Source organism: Roseivirga sp. 4D4 (assembly GCF_001747095.1).
Lineage (GTDB): Bacteria > Bacteroidota > Bacteroidia > Cytophagales > Cyclobacteriaceae > Roseivirga.
Genome location: NZ_MDGP01000001.1, coordinates 1,920,292 through 1,942,507, shown reverse-complemented (window position 1 = coordinate 1,942,507; position 22,216 = coordinate 1,920,292). Strand labels below are relative to the sequence as shown.

General features: G+C 41.4%; 17 protein-coding genes and 1 pseudogene. 12 read left to right on the top strand and 6 right to left on the bottom strand.

Going from position 1 to position 22,216, the window contains the following annotated elements:
• Nucleotides 1–35 precede the first annotated feature (35 nt).
• Both BFP97_RS08375 and BFP97_RS08370 read left to right on the top strand, forming a co-directional pair.
• Nucleotides 36–1,928, top strand: coding sequence for a vWA domain-containing protein (locus tag BFP97_RS08375; RefSeq protein ID WP_069841991.1), 1,893 nt, complete (start codon nt 36–38; stop codon nt 1,926–1,928).
• Nucleotides 1,929–2,097: 169 nt separating this feature from the next.
• Entirely contained in the window at nt 2,098–4,554 is a 2,457-nt protein-coding gene (locus tag BFP97_RS08370; RefSeq protein WP_069841990.1) for an ABC transporter permease, read from the top strand.
• Nucleotides 4,555–4,628: 74 nt separating this feature from the next.
• Here BFP97_RS08370 and BFP97_RS08365 read toward each other — a convergent pair whose 3' ends face one another.
• Complete coding sequence (locus BFP97_RS08365; protein WP_069841989.1) at nt 4,629–5,213, bottom strand: hypothetical protein; 585 nt, start codon at nt 5,211–5,213, stop codon at nt 4,629–4,631.
• 212 nt (nt 5,214–5,425) lie between these two features.
• On the opposite strand from BFP97_RS08365, the gene BFP97_RS08360 reads away from it, so the two are divergent.
• From BFP97_RS08360 to ctlX, 10 genes and pseudogenes are all read left to right on the top strand, one after another.
• Nucleotides 5,426–5,767 (top strand): PadR family transcriptional regulator, encoded by a 342-nt coding sequence (locus BFP97_RS08360; RefSeq protein WP_069841988.1) that lies wholly within the window; start codon nt 5,426–5,428, stop codon nt 5,765–5,767.
• Complete coding sequence (locus tag BFP97_RS08355) at nt 5,764–8,370, top strand: ABC transporter permease (protein ID WP_069841987.1); 2,607 nt, start codon at nt 5,764–5,766, stop codon at nt 8,368–8,370. The genes BFP97_RS08360 and BFP97_RS08355 overlap by 4 nt, the downstream gene beginning before the upstream one ends.
• A gap of 262 nt (nt 8,371–8,632) precedes the next feature.
• Nucleotides 8,633–9,373: pseudogene (locus tag BFP97_RS08350) on the top strand (phenylalanine 4-monooxygenase); the annotation flags it as partial.
• A gap of 32 nt (nt 9,374–9,405) precedes the next feature.
• Nucleotides 9,406–9,987, top strand: coding sequence for an imidazole glycerol phosphate synthase subunit HisH (gene hisH / locus BFP97_RS08345; RefSeq protein ID WP_069841985.1), 582 nt, complete (start codon nt 9,406–9,408; stop codon nt 9,985–9,987).
• A 51-nt stretch (nt 9,988–10,038) separates the two neighbouring features.
• Nucleotides 10,039–10,404, top strand: coding sequence for a four helix bundle protein (locus BFP97_RS08340; RefSeq protein ID WP_069841984.1), 366 nt, complete (start codon nt 10,039–10,041; stop codon nt 10,402–10,404).
• 20 nt (nt 10,405–10,424) lie between these two features.
• Nucleotides 10,425–11,141, top strand: a complete 717-nt coding sequence (gene hisA, locus BFP97_RS08335; protein ID WP_069841983.1) for a 1-(5-phosphoribosyl)-5-[(5-phosphoribosylamino)methylideneamino]imidazole-4-carboxamide isomerase — start codon at nt 10,425–10,427, stop codon at nt 11,139–11,141.
• Nucleotides 11,142–11,143: 2 nt separating this feature from the next.
• Nucleotides 11,144–11,905, top strand: a complete 762-nt coding sequence (gene hisF / locus BFP97_RS08330; protein ID WP_069841982.1) for an imidazole glycerol phosphate synthase subunit HisF — start codon at nt 11,144–11,146, stop codon at nt 11,903–11,905.
• On the top strand, nt 11,902–12,516 hold the full coding sequence (hisIE, locus tag BFP97_RS08325; RefSeq protein ID WP_069841981.1) for a bifunctional phosphoribosyl-AMP cyclohydrolase/phosphoribosyl-ATP diphosphatase HisIE: 615 nt from the start codon (nt 11,902–11,904) through the stop codon (nt 12,514–12,516). The genes hisF and hisIE overlap by 4 nt, the downstream gene beginning before the upstream one ends.
• Before the next feature lie 141 nt (nt 12,517–12,657).
• The gene (locus tag BFP97_RS08320) at nt 12,658–13,461 is read left to right on the top strand and encodes a transporter (protein WP_069841980.1); all 804 of its coding nucleotides are present in this window, start codon (nt 12,658–12,660) and stop codon (nt 13,459–13,461) included.
• Between the two features lie 8 nt (nt 13,462–13,469).
• Nucleotides 13,470–14,381 carry a citrulline utilization hydrolase CtlX gene (gene ctlX / locus BFP97_RS08315; protein WP_221406596.1) on the top strand — a complete coding sequence of 304 codons (912 nt, stop codon included), beginning with the start codon at nt 13,470–13,472 and terminating at the stop codon, nt 14,379–14,381.
• Here ctlX and BFP97_RS08310 read toward each other — a convergent pair whose 3' ends face one another.
• The 5 genes from BFP97_RS08310 to BFP97_RS08290 all read right to left on the bottom strand — a co-directional run bounded on the left by BFP97_RS08310 (nt 14,382) and on the right by BFP97_RS08290 (nt 21,811).
• On the bottom strand, nt 14,382–14,897 hold the full coding sequence (locus BFP97_RS08310) for a hypothetical protein (RefSeq protein ID WP_139135236.1): 516 nt from the start codon (nt 14,895–14,897) through the stop codon (nt 14,382–14,384).
• A gap of 17 nt (nt 14,898–14,914) precedes the next feature.
• Nucleotides 14,915–16,396 carry a S10 family peptidase gene (locus BFP97_RS08305; protein ID WP_069841978.1) on the bottom strand — a complete coding sequence of 494 codons (1,482 nt, stop codon included), beginning with the start codon at nt 16,394–16,396 and terminating at the stop codon, nt 14,915–14,917.
• Nucleotides 16,397–16,421: 25 nt separating this feature from the next.
• Nucleotides 16,422–19,532, bottom strand: a complete 3,111-nt coding sequence (locus BFP97_RS08300) for a WD40/YVTN/BNR-like repeat-containing protein (protein WP_083262478.1) — start codon at nt 19,530–19,532, stop codon at nt 16,422–16,424.
• A gap of 277 nt (nt 19,533–19,809) precedes the next feature.
• A complete protein-coding gene (locus tag BFP97_RS08295) occupies nt 19,810–21,141 on the bottom strand; it encodes a D-alanyl-D-alanine carboxypeptidase (RefSeq protein ID WP_069841976.1) in 1,332 nt (443 codons plus the stop codon).
• Nucleotides 21,116–21,811 carry a nitroreductase family protein gene (locus tag BFP97_RS08290; protein WP_069841975.1) on the bottom strand — a complete coding sequence of 232 codons (696 nt, stop codon included), beginning with the start codon at nt 21,809–21,811 and terminating at the stop codon, nt 21,116–21,118. Before BFP97_RS08290 ends, BFP97_RS08295 begins: the two co-directional genes overlap by 26 nt.
• Between the last annotated feature and the right edge of the window lie 405 nt (nt 21,812–22,216).

The window sequence follows — 22,216 nt, the reverse complement described above, 5'->3', positions numbered from 1 at the left end:
GTGAATAAAGAATTGAAAATCTAAATCATATAATCATGAAGCAGGTATTAATCATAATGATGACACTTTTCATTGGATTCCATAATCCGATTGAAAAAAAAGAGATAAAAGTCACTGGGCAGGTGACAGATGCGATTTCTGGGAGAGGTTTCCCTTCTGTAGCCGTATTTATTAAAGGCAGCACCAAAGCGGTATCAACTGATAGAGCAGGTAACTATACGATTACTGTTCCTAATGACTCTTCTACCTTGGTGTTTCGAATGTTGGGTTATCACATGATTGAAAGGAAGGTAGGCAATCAGAGAGTGATTAATGTATCTCTAGTGCCCGATGAAACTGGACTAGGGGAGGTGGTAGTCACAGGTGAAAGACCAATAACCTCAGTCAAACGATTATCCTTTAGTGTAAGTAAAGTCGCAGAAGCTAACATGGAATACGAAATGGATGTGGCCTCAATGCCTTCTCCTGTATATAAAAGGTCGATGTATTTCGATAACTATAATCCATCCAACGAGTCATACAAAAAGATTGATGAAAATGGCTTTAAATCACCCTGGAAGAATCCATATAGTACACTGTCTATTGATGTAGATGCTGCGTCATATAGTAATGTGAGAAGGTTTATCAATTCAGGCCAGTTGCCACCAAAAGATGCGGTCAAGATTGAAGAAATGATCAACTACTTCAATTATGATTATCAATCCCCAAGAGGCAAGCATCCATTTGGTGTTGAGCATGAAGTTTCTTTAGCACCATGGAATGAGGATCATAAATTAGTTCATATAGGCATTCAAGGTGAAAAAATTGAGATGGACAATCTTCCAGCATCTAACATTGTTTTCTTGATTGATGTGTCGGGATCAATGAGTAACCACAATAAGTTGCCGCTTTTGAAGAAGTCATTCAAGCTGTTGATTAATGAGCTCAGAGCTGAAGATCGTGTGGCGATGGTCGTGTATGCAGGGGCAGCGGGAGAAGTACTGGAATCCACCCCGGGTAACGAGAAGAAGAAAATCCTTAAGGCTTTGGACAAGCTTAATGCTGGTGGCTCTACTGCTGGCGGTGCAGGAATAAAGCTTGCTTATAAAATCGCCAAAGAGAACTACATAGAAGGAGGCAATAACCGGGTAATTCTAGCTACTGATGGAGATTTTAATGTAGGAGCTTCAAGTGATGATGACATGGAGGCTTTGATCGAGAAGCAAAGAAAGAGTGGAGTTTTCTTGACAGTACTTGGCTATGGAATGGGCAACTATAAGGACTCTAAAATGGAAGTGCTAGCCAACAAGGGAAATGGCAATCATGCTTATATCGACAATATCCTTGAGGCGAAAAAGGTACTTGTTAAAGAGTTTGGAGGCACGCTTTTTACCATTGCCAAAGACGTTAAGATTCAAGTAGAGTTCAATCCAGCAACAGTTCAGGCTTACCGACTTATCGGTTATGAGAATAGAAGATTGAATGATGAAGACTTCAATAACGATAAGAAGGATGCTGGTGAACTTGGGTCAGGGCACAGTGTGACGGCTCTTTATGAAGTGATCCCGGTAGGAGTTGAAAGTAACTTTAAACCTCTGGATGACCTGAAGTATGGTCAGAAAAAGAAGATCGAGCTGAGTGGAAATGCATCAGACTTGATGACTGTCAAGCTCAGATACAAGAAGCCGGACGAAGACAAGTCGATCTATTTGGATACGGTCATCAAGAATGAAATAATAAAGATTGGAAAGACCTCCAACAACTTTAGATGGTCAGCTGCTGTAGCTGGATTTGGCATGCTGCTGAGAGATTCTGACTATTCAAATGACTTGAAGTTTGGCGATGTGATCCGTTTGGCCAAGGGAGCTAAGGGCAAGGATGAAGAAGGTTACAGGGCCGAACTAATCAAACTGATTGAGATGGCCGAGTTGTTAGGTGAGGGGGAGTAGTTTTTCTAAAAGATAGTTCTGATTTTGTGATCGCCTTGAACGCAAAAAATTAGTTTTCGTTCGGAATCGTACTATCCAAATTGTTTAAAAATAATTAAAGTGCTGATTTTCAGCGCTTTAATTTTTGGCATATGTCTTGGTCATCTGTTTTTATCCTTAAGACAAGATTATGTTCAAAAACTATTTAACCACTGTCTTCCGACAAATCTTCAAGAACAAGCTTTTCTCATTTATCAATATACTTGGCCTCTCTTTTGGCATGGCCATTTGTTTGGTGATCTACCAGTATGTTTCCTTTCATACTTCATTTGATAAGTACAATGAAAATGCAGATCAACTCTTTCGATTGGAACGTGCTATCCAGTCGGTAGATAATAACACCTCATACAGTGCTTCACATGCTGATCTTTTATCCACCATTCTGGAGGAAAAGTCTCCCTTAGTTAAAGAGACTGCTAAGGTGGCCTCTTTTAATTATTTGAATGCCTCGATGGAATTTGTTATTGAAGAGGACTTAGTGGCATTTAAGCAGCCCGGTGTCTTCTCTGTTGAAAAGTCCTTTTTTGATATGTTTAGCACGAGCTTCGTTGCTGGTGGTTATCAGTCTTTTGATGAGCCATACAAAGCTATACTGACAGAAAAGGCTAGTAAGAAGTATTTTTCAGACCCGGCAGCAGCCATTGGTAAGGTTTTTACACTAAAAGCCAATGCCGGTGCGCAGCAATATGAGTTGGTGGGTATAATGAAAGATCTGCCGAATAATTCACACTTCACTTTCGAGCTGGCCTTAAGTCATCCATCAGCTGAGAAGTATCTCGGATCTTTGAACAATTGGCAAATACAGGCTTTCCGCACATATGTGCTTCTAAATAGTTTCACAGATAAGCAAACGGTTGCTCAAGTTGTAGATGAAATATTTCTCGAGAATTACAGTGAGACACTTAAGAATAGTGGTGACAAGGTATCTTTCAGTCTGAATAACGTACAAGATATTCACCTAAACAGTAAGATACCTTTGGATGACACCGTGACGATCGATAAACGGATGGTTTGGATATTATCCCTTGTGGCCATTGTGATTCTCGTAGTGGCATGGATTAATTATTTGAACTTATCATTAGTAAAGACTCTGGACCGAATGAAGGAAATGGGGGTAAGGAAGTGTCTAGGTTCATCCAAGCATCAATTGTCACTCTTATTTGTCATTGAGTCTTTGGTGATGAATGTCTTGTCACTGGGCATTACAATCGTTTTGATCAACTTGACAAGCGGTTATTTGGAACAGACTACCGCGCTTCCAATGATCAATATTTTGAGTTATGACGTCCTGGGCTTTCTCCTTTTGATTGCCACGTTGGGTACACTAGTTACAGGGTTTTATCCATTGATCTTGTTGAAGTCATTTAACCTGGCGTCAGTACTTGTTGGAAAACGCGGTAAGGCTGCCAGCGGTAAATCAAGGAAGGTGTTGGTGCTGGCGCAATTTGCTGTCACGTTTCTACTGATTTCTGGTACTATAACAATCTTTCAGCAGATTGAATATATGAGAAACACGGACTTGGGTATTGAAACGGAAAATATCTTAATGGTTGAAGCTCCACCTTCTGATGTAAATGCTGACGATCGGCAAAAGAAAGCTAGGATTAGAACAATGACTACGGAGTTGTTAAAATATCCAGGTATTGAGTCCATGTCTACAGCGGGAGAGGTGCCCGGTCAACCGATCACTTGGGGAGGTGCTTTATATTTGAATACCCAGCCGAAAGAATCGGCAGTAAACACGGGTCTGATCTCTATGAGTTATACTTTCCCAGAGTTTTTTGGAATAGATATTGTTGCCGGTAGGGCCTTAAGACAAGATGATGACCCATGGTCGAAAGGCGATGTGGTGATCAATGAGAAACTAGCAGAAGAGCTGGGCTTCAGTAACCCTGAAGATGCTGTTGGTGCTAAAATAGCAGGCTTTTTTGCCCCGCTGCAAGTAAGAGGAGTTCTAGAAAATCATCATCATACTTCTTTACACAATGATTATCGGCCGATCGCTTACATTCTTAGCGGATGGACTAAATATTACTTCTTCAAGTTGAGAATAGACGAGTCTTCAGGGGCTAATAGAAAGGATCAGTTGAATGGAATGATCGCCAAGATGCAAAGTGAGTGGGATGAGGTATTCCCCAACTATCAAATGCAGTACTCATTCGTAGATCAGGGTTTTGATCAGCAATACAAGGAGGATGTCCGTTTCGGAAAAATATTTACCGGGTTTTCAATTGTCACAATTGTAGTGGCATGTTTAGGGTTATTCGGCTTGACGGCACTTACAGTCAATCAGAAAATAAAGGAAGTGGGTATTCGAAAGGTGCTGGGTGCCAGTGGCTTCAGCTTGATGAAGATGTTGTCAAAAGAGTATGCTGTGATGGTGTTGGTCGCTGGGATTGTAAGTATGCCGGTAGCCTACTACCTAATGAATAATTGGCTGGATGGTTATAGCTTTAGAATTGAATTGGGCGCGTGGTTCTTCGTTAGCCCATTGCTTTTGATTTTTGTTCTAGCTGTTTTAAGTGTAATCGGAAAGATTTGGAAAGTAGTACAGTCCAACCCCGTAAATGCGCTAAGGCACGAATGATTATAAACAAACAATAGAACAAGAAAAAGGCCATGCAATTGCAATTGCATGGCCTTTTTTTAAGGAAAGCCGAACTAGTCAATCACAGTTCTTTTCAATTGAATTTTTACTTCATGTGGTGCGGTTTGGTTACCACCAAAATATGGCCACAGCCAGTAGTTTTCACCTGAATCACAATTACTACTTCTTTGCATGGTGACTGACTCAAGTCCTGTGCCTGAATACTGATAAGTATCTCCAACAATTCTTATGGATAAATCTACTTCGGTATTTAAAGGAATCGCTCCCATAAGTTCGAATGAAAGGTTGCCCTCCAGATAGGTGTAGGCTAAAATTTGTAATTCATTGTTGAACCATCTCCAACCAATACGGCCACTTTCACTTTGATGATGCTGAGCGCAATCTGAGAAGCCGATGAGTTTGTTGATATCTGCCTGATCAGAAGTCACTTCTAAGGTATATTCCGCACTGTTATCAAATATTGCCTTGATATCTATTCCAGAACCTGTGAATGCTTCGCTTCTAACAATGGAATTATGTGAGCCTGCAGGAATTGTGAATATTTCAAATCCTGTATCAGGATCAACGTCAATGGAGTTGCTGCACGCGCAAAGTGTCAAAACCAATGCGCAGAGAGAGAGTTTAGCCGCCTTAATCATGTCAATGTAGTGGTAGTGTCACAGCAAATGTAAGAATTTATAGATTAAGTATGTTCCATACCCCGCTAGACAAAACGTAGACGTAATGTTCCTGACAACACTTCGTCTATTATAATATGCGATTCAGTGCAACGAATTACTGATTGAGTGCATCCTAGTTTATGTAGATGCTTGTTTTTATTAGTTTTACTAATGGGTAAGATATTGAATCAATGGAAAGAAGACACTTTTTAGGCGAGTTTGAAGAAACAGTACTGCTCGTGGTGGCTACACAACAAGGTAAAGCCTATGGCCTTTCAATCACTAATGTGATTGAAGAGGAGTTGGGTAGATCGGTGAATATGAGTTCAGTACATACCGCGCTCTATCGGCTTGAAGAAAAGGGCTATGTGAAGTCTGACTTAGGAGGTGCCTCCGAAAAAAGGGGCGGGAGGCGCAAGCGAATCTTTGAGGTCACTTCGGCAGGAAAGTCTGCTTTGCTGGAAGCCAAAGAACACAGACAGTACCTCTGGTCGAAAATACCAGACTATGTATTCGGAGGAGGCCAATCATGAGTAAGACTCAAGATAAGAAACCACCAAGGTTAGCAGAGAGGATCTTCCATTGGTATTGTGACGATCCATTGCAGGAAGAGATTGCGGGAGATCTTGAAGAGCGTTTTCTAGATCATTGTGAAAAGTATGGCTTGGCCCAGGCCAAAAAGAAGTACTGGCTCAATGTGCTCAAGTTTATAAGGTGGCATACCCTCAAAAGAAGAAACTCAAAAAGATATTCTCAAAACAATTTAGCTATGGTCAAAAACAATTTCAAGGTCGCTTTTAGAAGCGCCAAAAAGCACAAAGCCTATTCTATCATTAACCTATCAGGACTTGCGGTTGGTCTCACTAGTTTTATTCTGATAGTCCTCTACGTACAACATCAGCTGAGCTTTGATCAATTTCACGAACAAAAGGACAAAATTTTCAGGGTAACTAATGGTGAGGACGCCATCACCCCAAACATTGTGGGCCCCTTCCTCAAGCGAAACTTTGAAGAAGAGGTGAGGCACAGCGTCAGAGTGATTGAACTTGGAGGTCAAATCATGAAAATTGACAATCAACCATTTACAACTAACGCTTATTTCGCTGATACTGCTTTCTTCGATGTCTTTACTTTCCCCTTACTCCAAGGAAATGAAGAGGGAATTCTTTCTAAGCCAAAGACGCTTGTTATCACGCAAAAAGCTGCCATGAAATACTATGGCACTCAGGATGTTGTTGGAAAGACATTGATAAGAGAGGGAGAGCAGTATGCTATTGCCGGAGTTGTTCTTGACCCACCAGCCAATTCGATGATGCAATTTGATTTCTTAATCCCTTTTAAAGAACTAAGATGGGCACAGCGAGAAACCTGGTCAAACTGGAGCTTTCAAACCTTTCTAAGGTTAGAAGATAATGTTGATCCGATTGCCTTTGAACAAAAAGTAGAAGAGAAAGTAAATGTGGAGTTAGATATGCCCACAGAAAGTGAAGATAGTGGTACATACTTGCAGTCTTTGAATGACATCTATCTTCAGAAAAGATTTAAACTCAATTATGAACTAGGGAGAGTAGGTGATATCCAATATGTCTACATCTTTTCTGTGGTGGCTTTCCTCATCTTATTGATAGCCTGCATTAACTATGTGAATCTGGCAACCTCAAGGTCTTTAGAAAGAGCCAAAGAAGTAGGAATCCGTAAAGTTGTTGGCGAGCACAGGAGGCAACTTATAGGTCAGTTTTTAGGAGAGTCATTCTTGTTCGTATTTCTATCGCTCGCAATTTCTATCGCTTTTAGCTATTGGCTGCTACCTTATTTTAATGATCTGGCAGGAGAAAGACTGAATACCGTATACCTGTTTAAATCAGAGTTTCTTCTGTTTTTATGTGGGCTTGGACTGATAATCACATTTCTGGCAGGTATTTATCCAGCCTTGGTGCTTTCAATGTTTAAGCCAGTTACAGTGTTAAAAGGTAAGTTCACTCACTCTGGGTCTGGGAATAGACTACGAAAGTTTTTAGTGATTGTACAATTTGCTATTTCGGCTTTCTTGGTGGTGGCAACACTTGTGGTCAAGAAACAGCTGAATTTCATCCAGGACAAGAATATCGGTTTGGATAAAGAACAAGTGATCTTCTTTACGGCAGATGGAGATTTGAAGAAGAACTACGAGTCCTTCAAAAACACACTCATGACTAACCCTAATATTAAGTCCGTGAGCATGGCCTCCAATGTGCCAGTAAGTGTTGGTTCGGCACACGGTATCCAAACTGGCCCCACCGAAGATGACTATGAATTGATTTATTTTTTAAGTGCCGATAAGGAATTTATGGATCTCATGGGTATGGAGTTGTTAAGTGGACTTAGTCTTATGGAACGAGCAGTACCTTTCAATGAACTTGACACGGCAGGGTTGAACCCAACCTATATTATCAACGAAACTGCTGCTAAACTCTTCAACTGGTCGGCCGAAGAAGCTGTAGGGCAGAATGTAGTCATTGGAGGTTATGAAGGGCCTGTTCAAGGGGTGGTGAAAGACTTTCATTTCAAATCCATGCAGCAACGCATTGAGCCTTTTGTGATCTTATACAACCCTAATCAGTCTTATACGGGCTATGTAAAGTTGGAAACCAATGACTTGCCTGAAACATTGCAGTTTATAGAATCCAATTTGATAGAAGCGGCACCAGGTCTACCATTTGACTATGAATTTATGGATGACTATTACAATCGTATGTACAGGTTTGAATCCCGCTTGGGTAATGTATTTCTTACTTTTGCCAGCATTGCTGTATTCATTGCTTGCCTAGGAATGTTTGGTCTGATTTCATTCATAGCTCTGCATAGGGCTAAAGAAATGGGGATTCGTAAAGTCTTAGGGGCGTCCTTTAAGTCAATTTTGTTTTTGCTATCCGCAGACTTTCTAAAGCTTATAGTGATAGCTCTATTGGTAGGTTTGCCGACTGCATATTTCTTTATGGGAGATTGGTTAAGCGATTATGTTTATCGCATTAATATCGGTGCTGATGTGGCTATAGTGGCTGCAGTCTTCGCTATCCTAATAACTATGCTGACAATTGCCTATCAAGCGGTGAGAACCGCCTTGGTAAATCCGTCCAAAGTATTGAGGAGCGAATAATATCGGTTGACTGACCGTTGATTTAAAAAACTGGTTAAGTCATTTGGATAATCTGAAATGGGTATTACCTTTGAATCGATGTTGAAAAACAAAGCATATCACTACCACTATTATCACAACAACTTGTTGCGGAACGGTAGTTATATGTAATCAGAAAAGAAATAATTAACTGAAAATATAAAACCCGGTTCCGAAAGAGCCGGGTTTTTTTATGACCGGGCTCTTGATTTGAACCAAATCCAAGAACAAAACATTACAACCCGTAGCAATGAAACAGAATTACGAAAATTACACAGCAGAAGATCAGAAAGTGTGGAATATACTTTTCGATCGTCAATTCCCAGCTTTACCAAAGGCAGCAACCAAAGAATTCTTGATCGGCCTGGATAAAGTTAACTTTAATGGTAAGGCCATTCCTAATTTTGAGGAAACCAACAAATTATTGCGTGAACTTACTGGGTGGGAGATTTACGCAGTGCCAGGTATAGTTGAAGATGGGCTTTTCTTCGACCTAATGGCTAATAAGAAGTTCCCTGCCACCACTTGGGTGAGAAAAATGAGCGAACTGGATTATTTGGAAGAGCCAGATATGTTTCATGATGTGTTCGCACATATTCCATTATTGGCTAATCAGTCATTCGTAGACTTCTTGCAGGCGATCAGTAAGTTCGGGCAAGAGTGGATTGACGATGAGTGGGCAATTCACCTTTTGTCGAGAATTTATTGGTTCACGATTGAATTTGGCCTGATTAGAGAAGAGGGAGAATTGAAAATCTATGGAGCTGGCATTCTATCATCATCTGGTGAAACTAAGTTTTCACTTTCTGACGAGCCGAACCATTTCGAATATGATGTAGATACTATTCTTGATACGCCTTATAGAAAGGATAATATGCAGGAAAACTACTTCATTATTGACTCATACGAGCAGCTTTACGAATCATTGCCAGAGATCAAGTCTAAGATAGAAGAGCGCTTAAAAGCAAGAGAAGCGACTGTTTAAACACTTTGTGAAACGGAGAGTTTTCTAGAGCTATGAGCGTAGTCATTGTAAACTACAATGCAGGTAACGTGCAATCTGTAACCCATGCCTTAAACAGACTGGGAGTTGAGCCTGTGCTTTCTGCAGACAGTGAGGTTATTCAGTCTGCAGATAAAGTAATCTTTCCCGGAGTTGGTGAGGCAAGTACTGCCATGCGATTCTTGAAGGAAAAGCAACTTGATACGGTAATCAAGGATCTGAAACAACCTGTTTTCGGTGTCTGCCTTGGCTTGCAACTGCTTTGTTCTCATACCGAAGAGAATGATACTGAATGTCTGGGCATTTTTGATATTAAGGTAAAGAGATTTGAGCCAAAGCTGAAAGTTCCGCAAATGGGGTGGAATACGTTGACACAAATGGATTCACCACTCTTTAATGATCTTCCAAACGATCCATACGTGTATTTTGTACATAGCTATTATGCCGAACTAAGTAACGAAACTATCGCTGTGACAGACTACATTAATCCCTTTTCTGCAGCCTTGCACAAGGATAATTTCTATGCATTGCAGGCGCACCCTGAAAAGAGTGGTAAAGTAGGTGAGAAGATCTTGGCTAATTTCTTGGGATTATGAATTATTAGTGTTGAATTTTAAATTTAATTATTTAAAAATAATGCTAGTGATATGGAGTTTTCAGGCAATCCGATTGAAAAGAAGAGTTTTGAGTTTTCATTAATGATAATCGAGAAGTATAAAGAAATGCAGGCTCAAAAGGAATTTATTCTGTCTAAGCAGTTACTACGTTCAGGAACAAGCATAGGTGCTAATGTCCAAGAAGCTCAGGCGGCAATCTCTAAGAGAGATTTTGCCCATAAGATGTCCATTTCGTCAAAAGAGGCACGTGAGACAAAATACTGGTTGCTATTGAGTCAATATGGTGGTTTAGTCGAATTGGATTTAGAGTCAATTTTGGAAAAGAATGAAGAATTGATTCGTATGCTTACGGCAATTGTCAAATCAAGTCAAAAAGCCTTGTCTAAACATTCATAATTGAACATTAATCATTCAAAATGAAGATAATACCAGCAATAGATATAATAGGAGGCAAGGCCGTCCGGCTTACCCAAGGTGACTATAACCAGAAGACCGAGTATAATGATGATCCATTAGCGGTCGCTCGGGCTTTTGAGTCTGCCGGAATCGATCGGCTGCATGTGGTTGACTTGGAGGGAGCCAAAGCCAGTAAGCCAACCAATTTGAACGTCCTGGAAGCAATCAGTAAGGGCACCGAACTAAAAATAGACTTTGGAGGAGGCGTTAAATCCAATTCCTCAATTGAAGAAGTTCTAAAGGCCGGAGCTCACCAGGTGACAGCAGGGAGTATTGCTGTAAAGGATAGGTCCCTAGTTAAGGAATGGATTGCTAAATATGGGGCTGAAACCATCATTTTAGGTGCTGATGTCCAGAATGAGAAGGTTGCCATTAACGGATGGCAAGAAGACTCAGGTCTTGACCTTTTTGAGTTTCTAAGAGAGTATGTTGAGTTGGGTATTACCGACTGTATTTGCACTGATGTTAGTAAGGATGGTTTGCTTCAAGGGCCCTCATTTGATCTATATGAAAAGATTATCAAGGCTTTTCCTGATCTTAAACTGATTGCAAGTGGTGGTGTATCTTCTATGGAAGACCTAAAACGATTAGAACAAATGGGTGTTTATGGAACAATAGTGGGCAAAGCCTATTATGAAGGACGTATAAGCCTTGAAGAACTAGCTTCATTTGAATAGTTATGCTAACGAAAAGAATCATACCCTGCTTGGATATAAAAGACGGCCGTACCGTTAAGGGCATCAACTTTGTTGGCCTTCGAGATGCCGGAGACCCAGTCGAGCTGGCGGCCCGTTATGCCGAAGAGGGTGCCGATGAGTTGGTTTTTCTGGATATCACAGCGACAGTTGAGAAGAGAAAGACGCTGGTAGACCTTGTAAGAAGGGTTGCAGCTCAAATCAATATCCCATTTACAGTAGGTGGAGGTATAAGTTCTATTGAGGATGTATCTGCACTGCTTAATGCTGGAGCAGACAAGATCTCCATTAACTCTTCTGCTGTCAAACGTCCGGAGCTGATTAATGAGCTGGCATTGGAGTTTGGAAGTCAATGCGTTGTTGTAGCTATTGATACGAGGTTTGTGGATGGAGAACATATAGTTCACGTAAGAGGAGGTAGAACGCCTACTGAACTCAGAACCCTGGAGTGGGCCAAGGAAGTTACAAAACGAGGCGCGGGTGAGATCTTATTGACCTCTATGGATCACGATGGCACCAAAGCAGGTTTTGCGGATGAGCTTACTTGTGAGGTTTCACAAATGCTATCAGTACCAGTCATTGCATCCGGAGGTGCTGGTAATATGGAACACTTTGTAGACTCGTTTACTCATGGAAAGGCAGACGCTGCTTTGGCCGCGAGTATCTTCCATTTTAAAGAAATTTCCGTTCCGGAACTTAAGACATATTTAGCTTCAAAAGACATCCCTATAAGGCTTACACAATGAGGAAATTCGAATCCATTAACCAAGTCAAATTTGACGAAAACTCAGGGTTGGTTCCTGCGATAATTCAAGATGCTCAAACCAGCAAAGTGCTGATGCTTGGCTATATGAATGAAGCTTCAATTGAGCAGACTTTGAGCACTCAAAAGGTGACTTTTTTTAGTCGCTCAAAACAGCGATTATGGACCAAAGGTGAGACCTCAAATAACTACTTAAACCTGGTCAGTATTTCAGTCGATTGTGACCAGGATGCACTGCTTGTAAAAGTGAATCCTGAGGGCCCAACTTGTCATACCGGTGATGATACTTGTTGGGGTGAAGAGAACATAACTGGCGCTTCATTTCTTGACTATCTCAGTGAGGTAATAAGAGAACGGAAGACGCAGTCGCCAGACGAGTCTTACACCGCACGCATGTTTGAAAAAGGAATTAACAAGCTTGCGCAGAAGGTGGGTGAGGAGGCTGTCGAGTTGGTGATAGAAGCCAAAGATGACAATGCTGAACTCTTTAAAAACGAAGCGGCCGACCTGATTTTCCATTTTCTTATGCTACTAGAGGCAAAAGAATTTACTTTGGAGGATGTAATTCAAATTCTTAAAGAAAGACATAAGTAAGAGGTATTTAAATTATTGATATAAAACACCTTAAAGAGAATTTTTAGACATGTCTAAAAATTGAAATCTGACTTTTGTAAGTCTTTCTATTACGTTTTACCGGCTTTTGACTTACTTGTCGACAAATCTTAATGTTCGAATATGAAACGACTGTACATTGTTTCTCTTTTATGGTTTTTGGGGCTACCACTTCTTGCACAAGTAGAAGATAATTCTACTTCTACAATAGCAACTGATCGGCCTACGCAAACTACTTCTCCTTATGTCATCACGCCCGGATTATTTCAGATTGAAACGGGATTTTATCAGCAGCAAACCAATCAGTCAGTTATTAATTTTGCCAATAGCGTTGACTTCAAATTTCAGAATATAGTTTACAATAGTCTACTTCTTAGGTACGGAATTTCTGACAAATTAGAGCTCCGATTGAATCAGGAATATGGACGCACTCGAGAGCTGATTGATGACGTAATTACCGAAAAATCTGATGCCTCTTTTGGGCCTACAACTATTGGTGTAAAATATCAATTTGTAGAGGAGGATGGATGGCGTCCGGCAGTGGCTTTGAATGGCCATGTGGGTGGTCAGTTTTTGTCCAGTGGAGGCGGAACAACTGCAGACTTGAGAGTCAATTTTCAGAACAACATTTCAGACAAATTTAACATCAGTTATAACGTTGGAATTATACTAATTGAGAACTCAAGTAATGTTGGACTTTGGACCTTGAACTTAGGCTTTACAGTGTCTCCAAAGTTGACTGTATTTTTGGAGGGTTATGGCTTCAAGGAGAATGTTAGCTCTCAACAAAGTATCGATTTTGGTTTACTGTATTTACTTGGTCCCAACCTGCAGATTGACTTCTTCGGAGGCTTTGCCATGTCAGAGCTTGCACCAGATACCTTGTTTGGATTTGGCATAAGTACGAATATTGCGAAGCGAAAATAGTCGAGTTTATGATAACGCAAGGATCAAGAGAGATAATGATGGTAAGACCGAAACACTTCGGTTTTGACCAAACCACAGCATCGTCAAATTCTTTCCAAAATGAGGATGGTGCTGATGCCGTTGACGAAATTAGCCATAAGGCCATTGCTGAGTTTGACACTGCTGTTTCCGAATTGAGGAGCAATGGAATCAAGGTACATGTCATTGAGGACACAGATAATCCGGTTAAGCCGAATGCCGTATTCCCAAACAATTGGGTCTCTTTTCACGGAGATAAGACTTTACTCTATCCCATGCTAGCAGAGAATAGACGATGGGAACGAAGATCAGAGGTGCTGAAGCAATTGGAACATGAGGGAGTTGCTATCGGAGAAGTTATTGATCTATCTAGGTTCGAAACAGAGGAGAAATTCTTAGAGAGTACCGGAAGTATGGTGCTGGATTATGAGCATGAGTTGGCTTATGCCTGTTTGTCTTCCAGAACGGATATCGATGTCATTGAGGAATTCTGCAAAGTAACCGGTTTTGATGCCTTTACTTTCGATGCCTTTGATAAGGAAGGCCTATCAGTTTATCATACAAACGTGATCATGTGCATTGGAGAAAAGTATGCAGTGATCTGTTTAGATTCTATACCTGAAGAAGAGCAAGACACTGTTGTCGAAGCACTTGAAACCACTGGACATGAGATAATCCCACTCTCAATGGATCAGATGTATGCCTTTGCAGGTAATATGTTAGAAGTACTAGATGGTGAGGGGAATTCAGTCCTTGTCATGTCTTCGACTGCATTCAATAGCCTTTCAGAAGATCAGAAAGATACAATTCAACGCTATTCCAAAATATTGTCGGTTGATATTCCTACCATTGAAAAGTATGGTGGAGGCAGTGTGCGTTGCATGATGTGTAGAGTGAGTTGATCACTCTAAATGATCTCTGCATTCATTCACGCCTTCTTCGATTCCCAACTGAGCGTAGTAGGACTCACCCTTTTGCCAATGAACTTTTGCTTCCGAAGCATTGTGTGAATTTTCTACCGCTAAGGCGTATACCCTATGCGTATTGGCCTTTTCGAGGATGTTAACCTCGTGCTCTTCATTGTAGTCTACGACTTGAACAAGGCATTTTTGAGCACATTCGAACTCACCCAATTGATGATATAGATCACCAACATGTCTCAAGGCATGCATTTGCTTTGCCTCATCCTTGATTTGGATGTATATGCGTTCAATCTCTTTGTAGTGGGCTAGGGCCTCTCTCAAACGTCCCGTATCGCTATATACCTGGGCATATAACTTGAGGAAAAGTGCTTTATCTTCAGGAGTCTTGGAGTTCTTTAAGTACTGTTCTGCAATGAGCAGGACCTCCTCCGAATTGCCCTTATTTCTCAAAGCCCAGGCTTCATTGAATTTGGCTTGCATTTCGGATGAGGTCATTGCTTTATATCTTTTGTCTAGTATTTGGCCGGTGTTCCTGCTGGAGGAATTGAATTCTTAATAAATACTCGAATATCCTCATTCGCATTTTTCAGGTCTTCCGCTCTCAAGTACATCATATGACCGCTTCTATAGCCTTTAAAACTCATTCTGTCTTTCAGCTTCCCGCTAGGGTCCATGTGCCACATGTTGTATTTGGCATTGAAATATGTGGTCGCTCCATCATAGTAACCGCTTTGCGTCATTACATGCAAATACGGATTCATGGCCATTGCCTGCCGAAGATTTTCTCCCGTATTGTCCCCACTTCTATCCCAAGGGCTTACCGGACCAAACATGTTGTATTTGATATCGGTTTTGTAGTTCAGGAAGTTTTGAAAGTAGCCATTGATTGCTGGTGTAAAAGAGTGTAGCCATGAAGTGAGCTCAGAATTGAAATCCGGGCTCATACCGGCATCCATTCGATCAAGACCTTTGTATCTAGAATCTAGCCTACCGACCGTGTGACCCTCATCTCGCAATAATTCTTTCCAGAAGAAACCGGTAGGGACGTCCAGGTTATGTTGACGAATTACTTCTTCATTGAGTCCAGAATATCTTGAGAACATCTTTACTGCCTCCTGCTTTTCAGCATCTGTTGCCCACGCTCCTTTAGCTAGTGTCGGCAACAGTTCGTTCATGGTATAGTTCTCGGCTTCTTTAAGTACATCCAGTAAATCTTTGTTCTGAAGATCGCTAGGCAACTGCTTATGGTACCAAGCTGCGGCAGCGTAATACGGAAGTCTGTTGGCTTGATTCACAGGTCCATCTCTGTCGATGCCTAATCCAGTAGGGGAAACCAGAATCACACCGTTTAAGTACATCCAGTGACTGTTTTGAAGTCGATAAGACAGGCCTGATACTCTGGTGGTGCCATAGCTTTCACCAATTAAGAACTTAGGAGAATTCCATCTGTCGGTCCTGGTAACGAAGGTATTTATCCACTCAGCTAGATAGTTGATGTCCTGATTTACTCCAAAGAATTGGCTTCTGTCAGCTTCAGGATCCACTATTCTTGAATATCCCGTATTTACTGGGTTCACGAAAACAATATCAGCAACATCAAGGATAGAATGTGGATTGTCTTTTACACCGTAAGGTTGAATTGGGTAACCCTCATCATCAATTTTTAGAATTTTGGGTCCCGTATAGGCCAAGTGCATCCACACAGAGGCCGAACCTGGTCCACCATTGAAGGAAATGACTAATGGGCGAGTGTCCTTATCCTTAACGCCCGTTCTTTGGTAAAAGGTGAAGAACAGCGTGGCTACGGGGTCACCATCGTTGTTCCAAACCGGTTGAGTACCAACAGTTGCTGAATAGGGGACTTTCTTCCCTTTAATGGTCACTTCATGGTTGGTTACAACAGTGGACTCTACATCAATTTTTCGACTTTGTCCAAATGTTATTAAGGAACATGTGCTTAATAAAAGCACTAGGAGCTGGGTTCTTATTTTCATGATTCTGTTTTCGTTAAATCAGTTATTAGTCTTGTACTGTAAATCGATTTTCCTTTTTCATACCTCTATTTAGCCTTGGTATGGTCCTTTTTAGAACATCATCTCGTTCACTAGCTAGTTTCGGTATCATGGATTGATAGTATTCAAATTGTGCTTTCTGATCTCCGCTCCAAGGGCCAATCCAACTTGAAACCCCAAAATAAAGCGATCTGATTCGGCTCATTAACTCACCATACTTTCTATTGATTTCCTTTATCGGAGCTACTGCACCTTCATTGTAGCTGATATTGTCTTTATCGAGTTTGTTCAAATGCCATTGCATTTTTTGAGCACCATGCATTTCATCAATGACCTGCTCATACAAGGCTCCAATCTCAAAAAGAGACGCGGTCCAAACTTTTCTAACATTGATATCAACTTTGAGTCTTGGGTCGTCACTGACCTTGAATTGCTGTTCGTATTTTTTACCATTGACTTCTAGTCTAGCCACATAAATCCCTGGGTCAACACCTGGGCCGAAAAGACCGAAGCCTCTTCTTCCTCTTCGATTAGAAGATGGATCAGTATTGGCGGCTTTGAAGGCTTTGTGCTGGAAGTTCCAATAGACCCGTTGAATTCCTTTCTTTCCAGATGGATTCAATTCCTGAATAAGGTTTCCTTCCAGATCAAAAATGGATAGGCTGATGTCTTTCCTTGATACCGTATCTTTCAGGTAGATATCCATAGAAGCCCCCCTGCGTGGATTTTCTCCACGGTAATACATATCTCCCGTATGTGCACCGCCAATATTGTAATTGATCATTTTGGCCTCGGGAATGCTGAAGAGGGCGGCTTCTTGATCCGCTACATCAGCCAATTCCTGAATGACGCTAATGTTGTCGAGAATCCAAACACCACGACCGTGTGTAGCCAGAATGAGATCATTATCACGAGGATGAATGACCAAATCGTTGAAAGGTAGCGTTGGCATATTGTTTTTCAACTCAACCCAGTTTCTACCACCATTGATCGAAACAAACAGCCCTAATTCTGTACCCAGATATAATACATTAGGGTTTTTAGGATCTTCTCTCAACGTTCTAGCCACACGATTTTTAGGTAGATCGCCCGCTACCGATGTCCAGGTCTGACCAAAGTCAGTGGTCTTATAGACATAGTTTGTAAAGTCGTCATTGCGGTAGTTATTGATTGCCACATAGGCGGTACCTGCATGATGCCAAGAGGTTTCGATTGTGTTTACCCAAGTTTCTTTCGGCAATCCTGAGAGTCTTGAGGTCACATCAGTCCACGTTTTTCCATCGTCAGATGAGATTTGCATCAATCCATCATCCGTACCCACGTAAAGCATTCCTTGTTTTTGTTTTGACTCGGCTACTGCTGTAAGTGTTGGGTAGTAGGGGATACCATCATCCAGTGAATGCGTACTGGTGTCAGCTCTTTGCCCCATAATGGTCAATTCTCTACGGTTCACACGTGTGGTCAAGTTTCCAAGTGTTTTCCAGGTGGCTCCTCCATCTGTACTCTTCCAAAGCTGTTCTGTTCCGGCATAGATGGTGTTTGGGTCGTGATACGAAAGGAAGAAAGGGCCATCCCAGTTGGCTGGTTCCATAGCATTGCCTAGTTCCGGCTCCTCAGTTCCTGGTCCCCAAGAAGTCCAGTTTCTTCGTGCTCCAATTCTGCCTTGTGGATCGCCTGGTCGGATGGATTGTCTCTGACCATTCTTCATATTCAGCCTTGAAAGGCCTAAGTATTGAGATTCAGTATATACGATATCTGGGTCGGTGTGATGGGGTAGGTTCAGGAAACCATCGCCACCACCAAGTTTTTTCCAATCTTCATTCAGAATACCAGCACTACGATAAGTCTGGCTTGGTCCAACCCAACTGCCATTGTCTTGAAGACCGCCATACACATTGTAAGGCTCAGCCATATCTACTGCTACCCTATAATATTGACTTACAGGTAGATTGCTGACAAGTAGCCAGTTAACACCTCGATCATAAGAGATGCCAATACCCCCGTCATCGCCTTTCATGACATGTCGAGAATCTTTCGGGTTAACCCAGAAAATCCTGTCATCTCCGTGAAGCGACTGACGTACTGGTCTAAAAGTTCTTCCACTATCGCTGGAATAACTGTACTGGTTCATCATGTAGATGCGAGAAGCATCACTAGGATCCACTAATGGCTGACTTGCATACATTGGTCTTGGGTTCCAGTCACTCATGAATTCCCAAGTTTCTCCTTTGTCTAGTGAGCGATAGAACCCTGCTCTTCTTTCATTGTAAGCCGTTGAAGCATTGTATTGAAAGCCTTGTTCTACCGATGCATAGATCAGGTTAGGGTCCTTCCTGTAAATGGTGATGCCAATACGACCAAACTCACCCTCAGGTAAACCAACTCTTAATTCTTTCCATGTTTTTCCTCCATCTGTAGATTTGTGTAGTCCACTGCCAGGTCCGCCACCATGAAAGCCAAAGGGTTTTCTTCTACGTTGGTACGTGGCTGCGTAAACGATCTGTGGGTTCTCAGGATCGAGCGCTACATCTACTACTCCGGTATCGTCATCTACATAGATGATTCTATCCCATGTTTTACCACCGTCAGTAGTTTTGTATAGTCCTCTTTCATTATTTGCTCCCCATAAATGTCCCATGGCAGCTACGTACACAGTGTTGGTGTCAGTTGGATGAAGGGCAATTCTACCCACATGGTGTGAGTCTTTTAAACCTACATTGGTCCAGGACTTACCACCGTCAGAAGACTTATATACGCCATCTCCCCAGCCAGAACTTTGTCGGTTGGCACGTTCTCCCGTACCGACCCATACATGGTTTGGATAGGCTTGATGCACGGTGATGGCACCAATAGAGTGAGTGGCTTCTCTTTCAAAGACGGGTTTAAAATTGACGCCATTGTTGGTCGTCTTCCAAATGCCTCCCGTAGCTGTGGCCACATAGAAGGTGTAAGGGTCACTTTCAACTACAGCCAGGTCAACAACCCGGCCACTCATAGTAGCAGGGCCAATATTTCTGAGTCTTAGACCATTGAAAGTTTCTGAAGTAATGTTTTGGGCGAGAGCTAGCGGAGCGCATAAGACCATCGCGCATAGAAAGGATAGTGATTTTCTAAGCATTATGATTCGGTTGAATTAAGTCCTCAATTTAATGATCAGACTTGAAGGCGGAGCTAACTTTTTTAAGAGTGGTAATGGAATTGTGATAGGGGAATTATGAATGTTTAATTTTTGCTAGAAGCTCTTCGAATGTTTAATGAAGAATTAATAATGAATAATAGGATTGATTTTCCAGAATTCGAACTTCACCTAATCACCTAATCACCTAATCACCTAATCACCTAATCACCTAATCACCTAATCACCTAATCACCTAATCACCTAATCACCTAATCACCTAAAACCCTTTTATGATCTTCTCTAGGATGATGCCGAAGCTTTCACGGATAGTAGTGGTAGAAGCGGTGTAGTGATTTGCCATTAACACAAATATCAACGTCTTTCCCTTGTCTGTTCTGAGATAGCCCGCAAGACTGTGGTTGTTACTGAGTGTGCCTGTTTTTGCGTAGACATTTGGTGAATACCATTCATCCAAAGTGCCAGATTTTTGGCCCTGAGGTAATAACTCAGTCATTTTGTTCAGGTCGAGGCTTTTGAGTAAGTCCTTTATTTCATTAGGCTTGAACATGTTGTATCTGGAAAGCCCAGATCCATCTTTCCAAATAAGCTTCTCTTTAAGTGTGAAATGTGAATGTGTAATAACCTCTCCAACATCTTGTAGTATCCCTCTTCCTGTACTCAAAGTATCGCTTAGAGTACCGCTAACCATCATCAAGATTTGCTCCGCAAACAGGTTATCACTAGGCTGAAGCATCCATTTGTAGAGGCTGTCAGAAGGAACTCCATTGAGTGTCTTGAATTGGTTTGGCCGTTCAAAATCATTGATGTGTCGAATTTTCTTGTTTGAGGCTTTACCTAGTAAATCCAGAAAAAGTTGATTTGAATATCGAAAAGGACGAACGAGTGTATCGGTTGTTATCGAATCGGAATCCTGAAGCTCCTTGTATTGGATTTCGAATTCGTTCCAGAACTCGTCTCGTGATACTTTTGCTCTTTTACCTATTGAATCACTTTGGGTGAACCGCAAACCAGTATAGATTGGCGAAGTGGAATAGGTTCTGTTCTCACTATCTATAATTACTTCAATACTATTGCCATAGATCGGAAATAGAGATTTCTCAGCTCCATAGTAACCGGCATAGTCATCCCATCCCCAGCCTGGGCCAAAGCGCTCATCTTCAATTGGACGAGGCCAATAAAAGAGGTTTTTGTTGCTCTCTGCTAAGAAATCAATCACAGTTGAGTCTGGATGACCAGGGTGCAAGGTTAGTGGGTAACCTGTACTCCAGAAAATGAGGGAGTCACCTTTAATCACATATTCAAGTGCTGGCAGCGTATCAGGCAAATAACTCTTGCCAGCCTCGTAGGTGAATAGTTTGGTCACAGATGCTGGGGTCATGTATTGATCAGCATATTGTTCTGCTATCACTTTATCTTTTATAGGGTCATAAAGTGTAAAGCCGATAAAAGCGTTCTCGAATCCAGGAAGTTCTTTAAGGTCTTTTAAAATCTTCTTTTTAGGGTATCGCTGAGCGTTTAGCCCGATACAGTATAGACAAAGGAGCGATATTAGAAACCCTCTTTTAATCATAAAAGACGGCCATTTCATCTAAACTCTTTCTACGGTTATTCGGTACATAGACTTCATCGGCTTCATAGCCAACTGGGAGCAAAAGAAAGGCTCTTTCGTTATCTGGTCTATCCAGAATCTTTTGTAAGAAATTCATTGGACTAGGGGTGTGAGTAAGCGTAACAAGACCTGCATCATGAATGGCAGTAATGAGTATACCTGCTGCTAGACCGACAGATTCGTTTACATAGTAATTCTGCCGCTTTTTTCCGTCAGTCTCATATTCAAACGGCCTTTTGAAAACAATGATCAAGTATGGTGCGATTTCAAGAAATGGCTTTTCCCAATCGGTGCCCATTGGCTTCAGGTCATCCAGCCATTCATCGCTCATGCGCTTGGTATAGCTTTCATACTCTTCTTTTTCGGCCGCTTCACGAATTTTGGATTTCATTTCTGGATTGCTCACTACGCAGAATGTCCAAGGCTGTTTATGTGCGCCAGATGGAGCTGTGGATGCAGAAAGCAGAATGTTGTCAATGACTTCTTTAGGTACAGGCTTATCAGAAAAATCTCTAACTGATCGCCTGGTTTCCATCCATTTATAGAATTTTTGGCTACGGGCTATCATTTCTTCATGTGAGTAGTGCACATGGTCATATTTGACATGCTCAAAGCCCTTAATGATTTTGATGTCCTGATTTTCTGTCATCCAGTGTTTCTTAACACACCAATTTAGAAATTCTAATTAAGAAGCCTTTTTAAGAATTAAGAATTAAGAATTAAGAATTAAGAATTAAGAATTATTTTTCGCTAGAAGCTAGAAGCTAGAAGCTAGAAGCTAGAAGCTAGAAGCTAGAAGCTAGAAGCTAGAAGCTAGAAGCTAGAAGCTAGAAGCTAGAAGCTAGAAGCTAGAAGCTAGAAGCTAGAAGCTAGAAGCTCTTGGAATGTTTAATGAAGAATTAATAATGAATAATAGGATTGATTTTCTAGAATTCGAACTTCACCTAATCACCTAATCACCTAATCACCTAATCACCTAATCACCTAATCACCTAATCACCTAATCACCTAATCACCTAATCACCTAATAAAAAAAGAACCCCAGCCGCGTAAC

Excerpts from the sequence above, each read along its gene's own strand:
- BFP97_RS08365 (WP_069841989.1), bottom strand. The coding sequence starts at position 5,213 with ATGATTAAGGCGGCTAAACTCTCTCTCTGCGCATTGGTTTTGACACTT.
- BFP97_RS08355 (WP_069841987.1), top strand. The coding sequence starts at position 5,764 with ATGAGTAAGACTCAAGATAAGAAACCACCAAGGTTAGCAGAGAGGATC.
- BFP97_RS08290 (WP_069841975.1), bottom strand. The coding sequence starts at position 21,811 with ATGACAGAAAATCAGGACATCAAAATCATTAAGGGCTTTGAGCATGTC.
- BFP97_RS08320 (WP_069841980.1), top strand. The coding sequence starts at position 12,658 with ATGAAACGACTGTACATTGTTTCTCTTTTATGGTTTTTGGGGCTACCA.
- hisH (WP_069841985.1), top strand. The coding sequence starts at position 9,406 with ATGAGCGTAGTCATTGTAAACTACAATGCAGGTAACGTGCAATCTGTA.
- BFP97_RS08370 (WP_069841990.1), top strand. The coding sequence starts at position 2,098 with ATGTTCAAAAACTATTTAACCACTGTCTTCCGACAAATCTTCAAGAAC.
- BFP97_RS08310 (WP_139135236.1), bottom strand. The coding sequence starts at position 14,897 with ATGACCTCATCCGAAATGCAAGCCAAATTCAATGAAGCCTGGGCTTTG.
- BFP97_RS08360 (WP_069841988.1), top strand. The coding sequence starts at position 5,426 with ATGGAAAGAAGACACTTTTTAGGCGAGTTTGAAGAAACAGTACTGCTC.
- BFP97_RS08340 (WP_069841984.1), top strand. The coding sequence starts at position 10,039 with ATGGAGTTTTCAGGCAATCCGATTGAAAAGAAGAGTTTTGAGTTTTCA.
- BFP97_RS08375 (WP_069841991.1), top strand. The coding sequence starts at position 36 with ATGAAGCAGGTATTAATCATAATGATGACACTTTTCATTGGATTCCAT.
- BFP97_RS08300 (WP_083262478.1), bottom strand. The coding sequence starts at position 19,532 with ATGCTTAGAAAATCACTATCCTTTCTATGCGCGATGGTCTTATGCGCT.
- ctlX (WP_221406596.1), top strand. The coding sequence starts at position 13,470 with ATGATAACGCAAGGATCAAGAGAGATAATGATGGTAAGACCGAAACAC.
- hisF (WP_069841982.1), top strand. The coding sequence starts at position 11,144 with ATGCTAACGAAAAGAATCATACCCTGCTTGGATATAAAAGACGGCCGT.
- hisA (WP_069841983.1), top strand. The coding sequence starts at position 10,425 with ATGAAGATAATACCAGCAATAGATATAATAGGAGGCAAGGCCGTCCGG.
- BFP97_RS08305 (WP_069841978.1), bottom strand. The coding sequence starts at position 16,396 with ATGAAAATAAGAACCCAGCTCCTAGTGCTTTTATTAAGCACATGTTCC.
- BFP97_RS08295 (WP_069841976.1), bottom strand. The coding sequence starts at position 21,141 with ATGAAATGGCCGTCTTTTATGATTAAAAGAGGGTTTCTAATATCGCTC.
- hisIE (WP_069841981.1), top strand. The coding sequence starts at position 11,902 with ATGAGGAAATTCGAATCCATTAACCAAGTCAAATTTGACGAAAACTCA.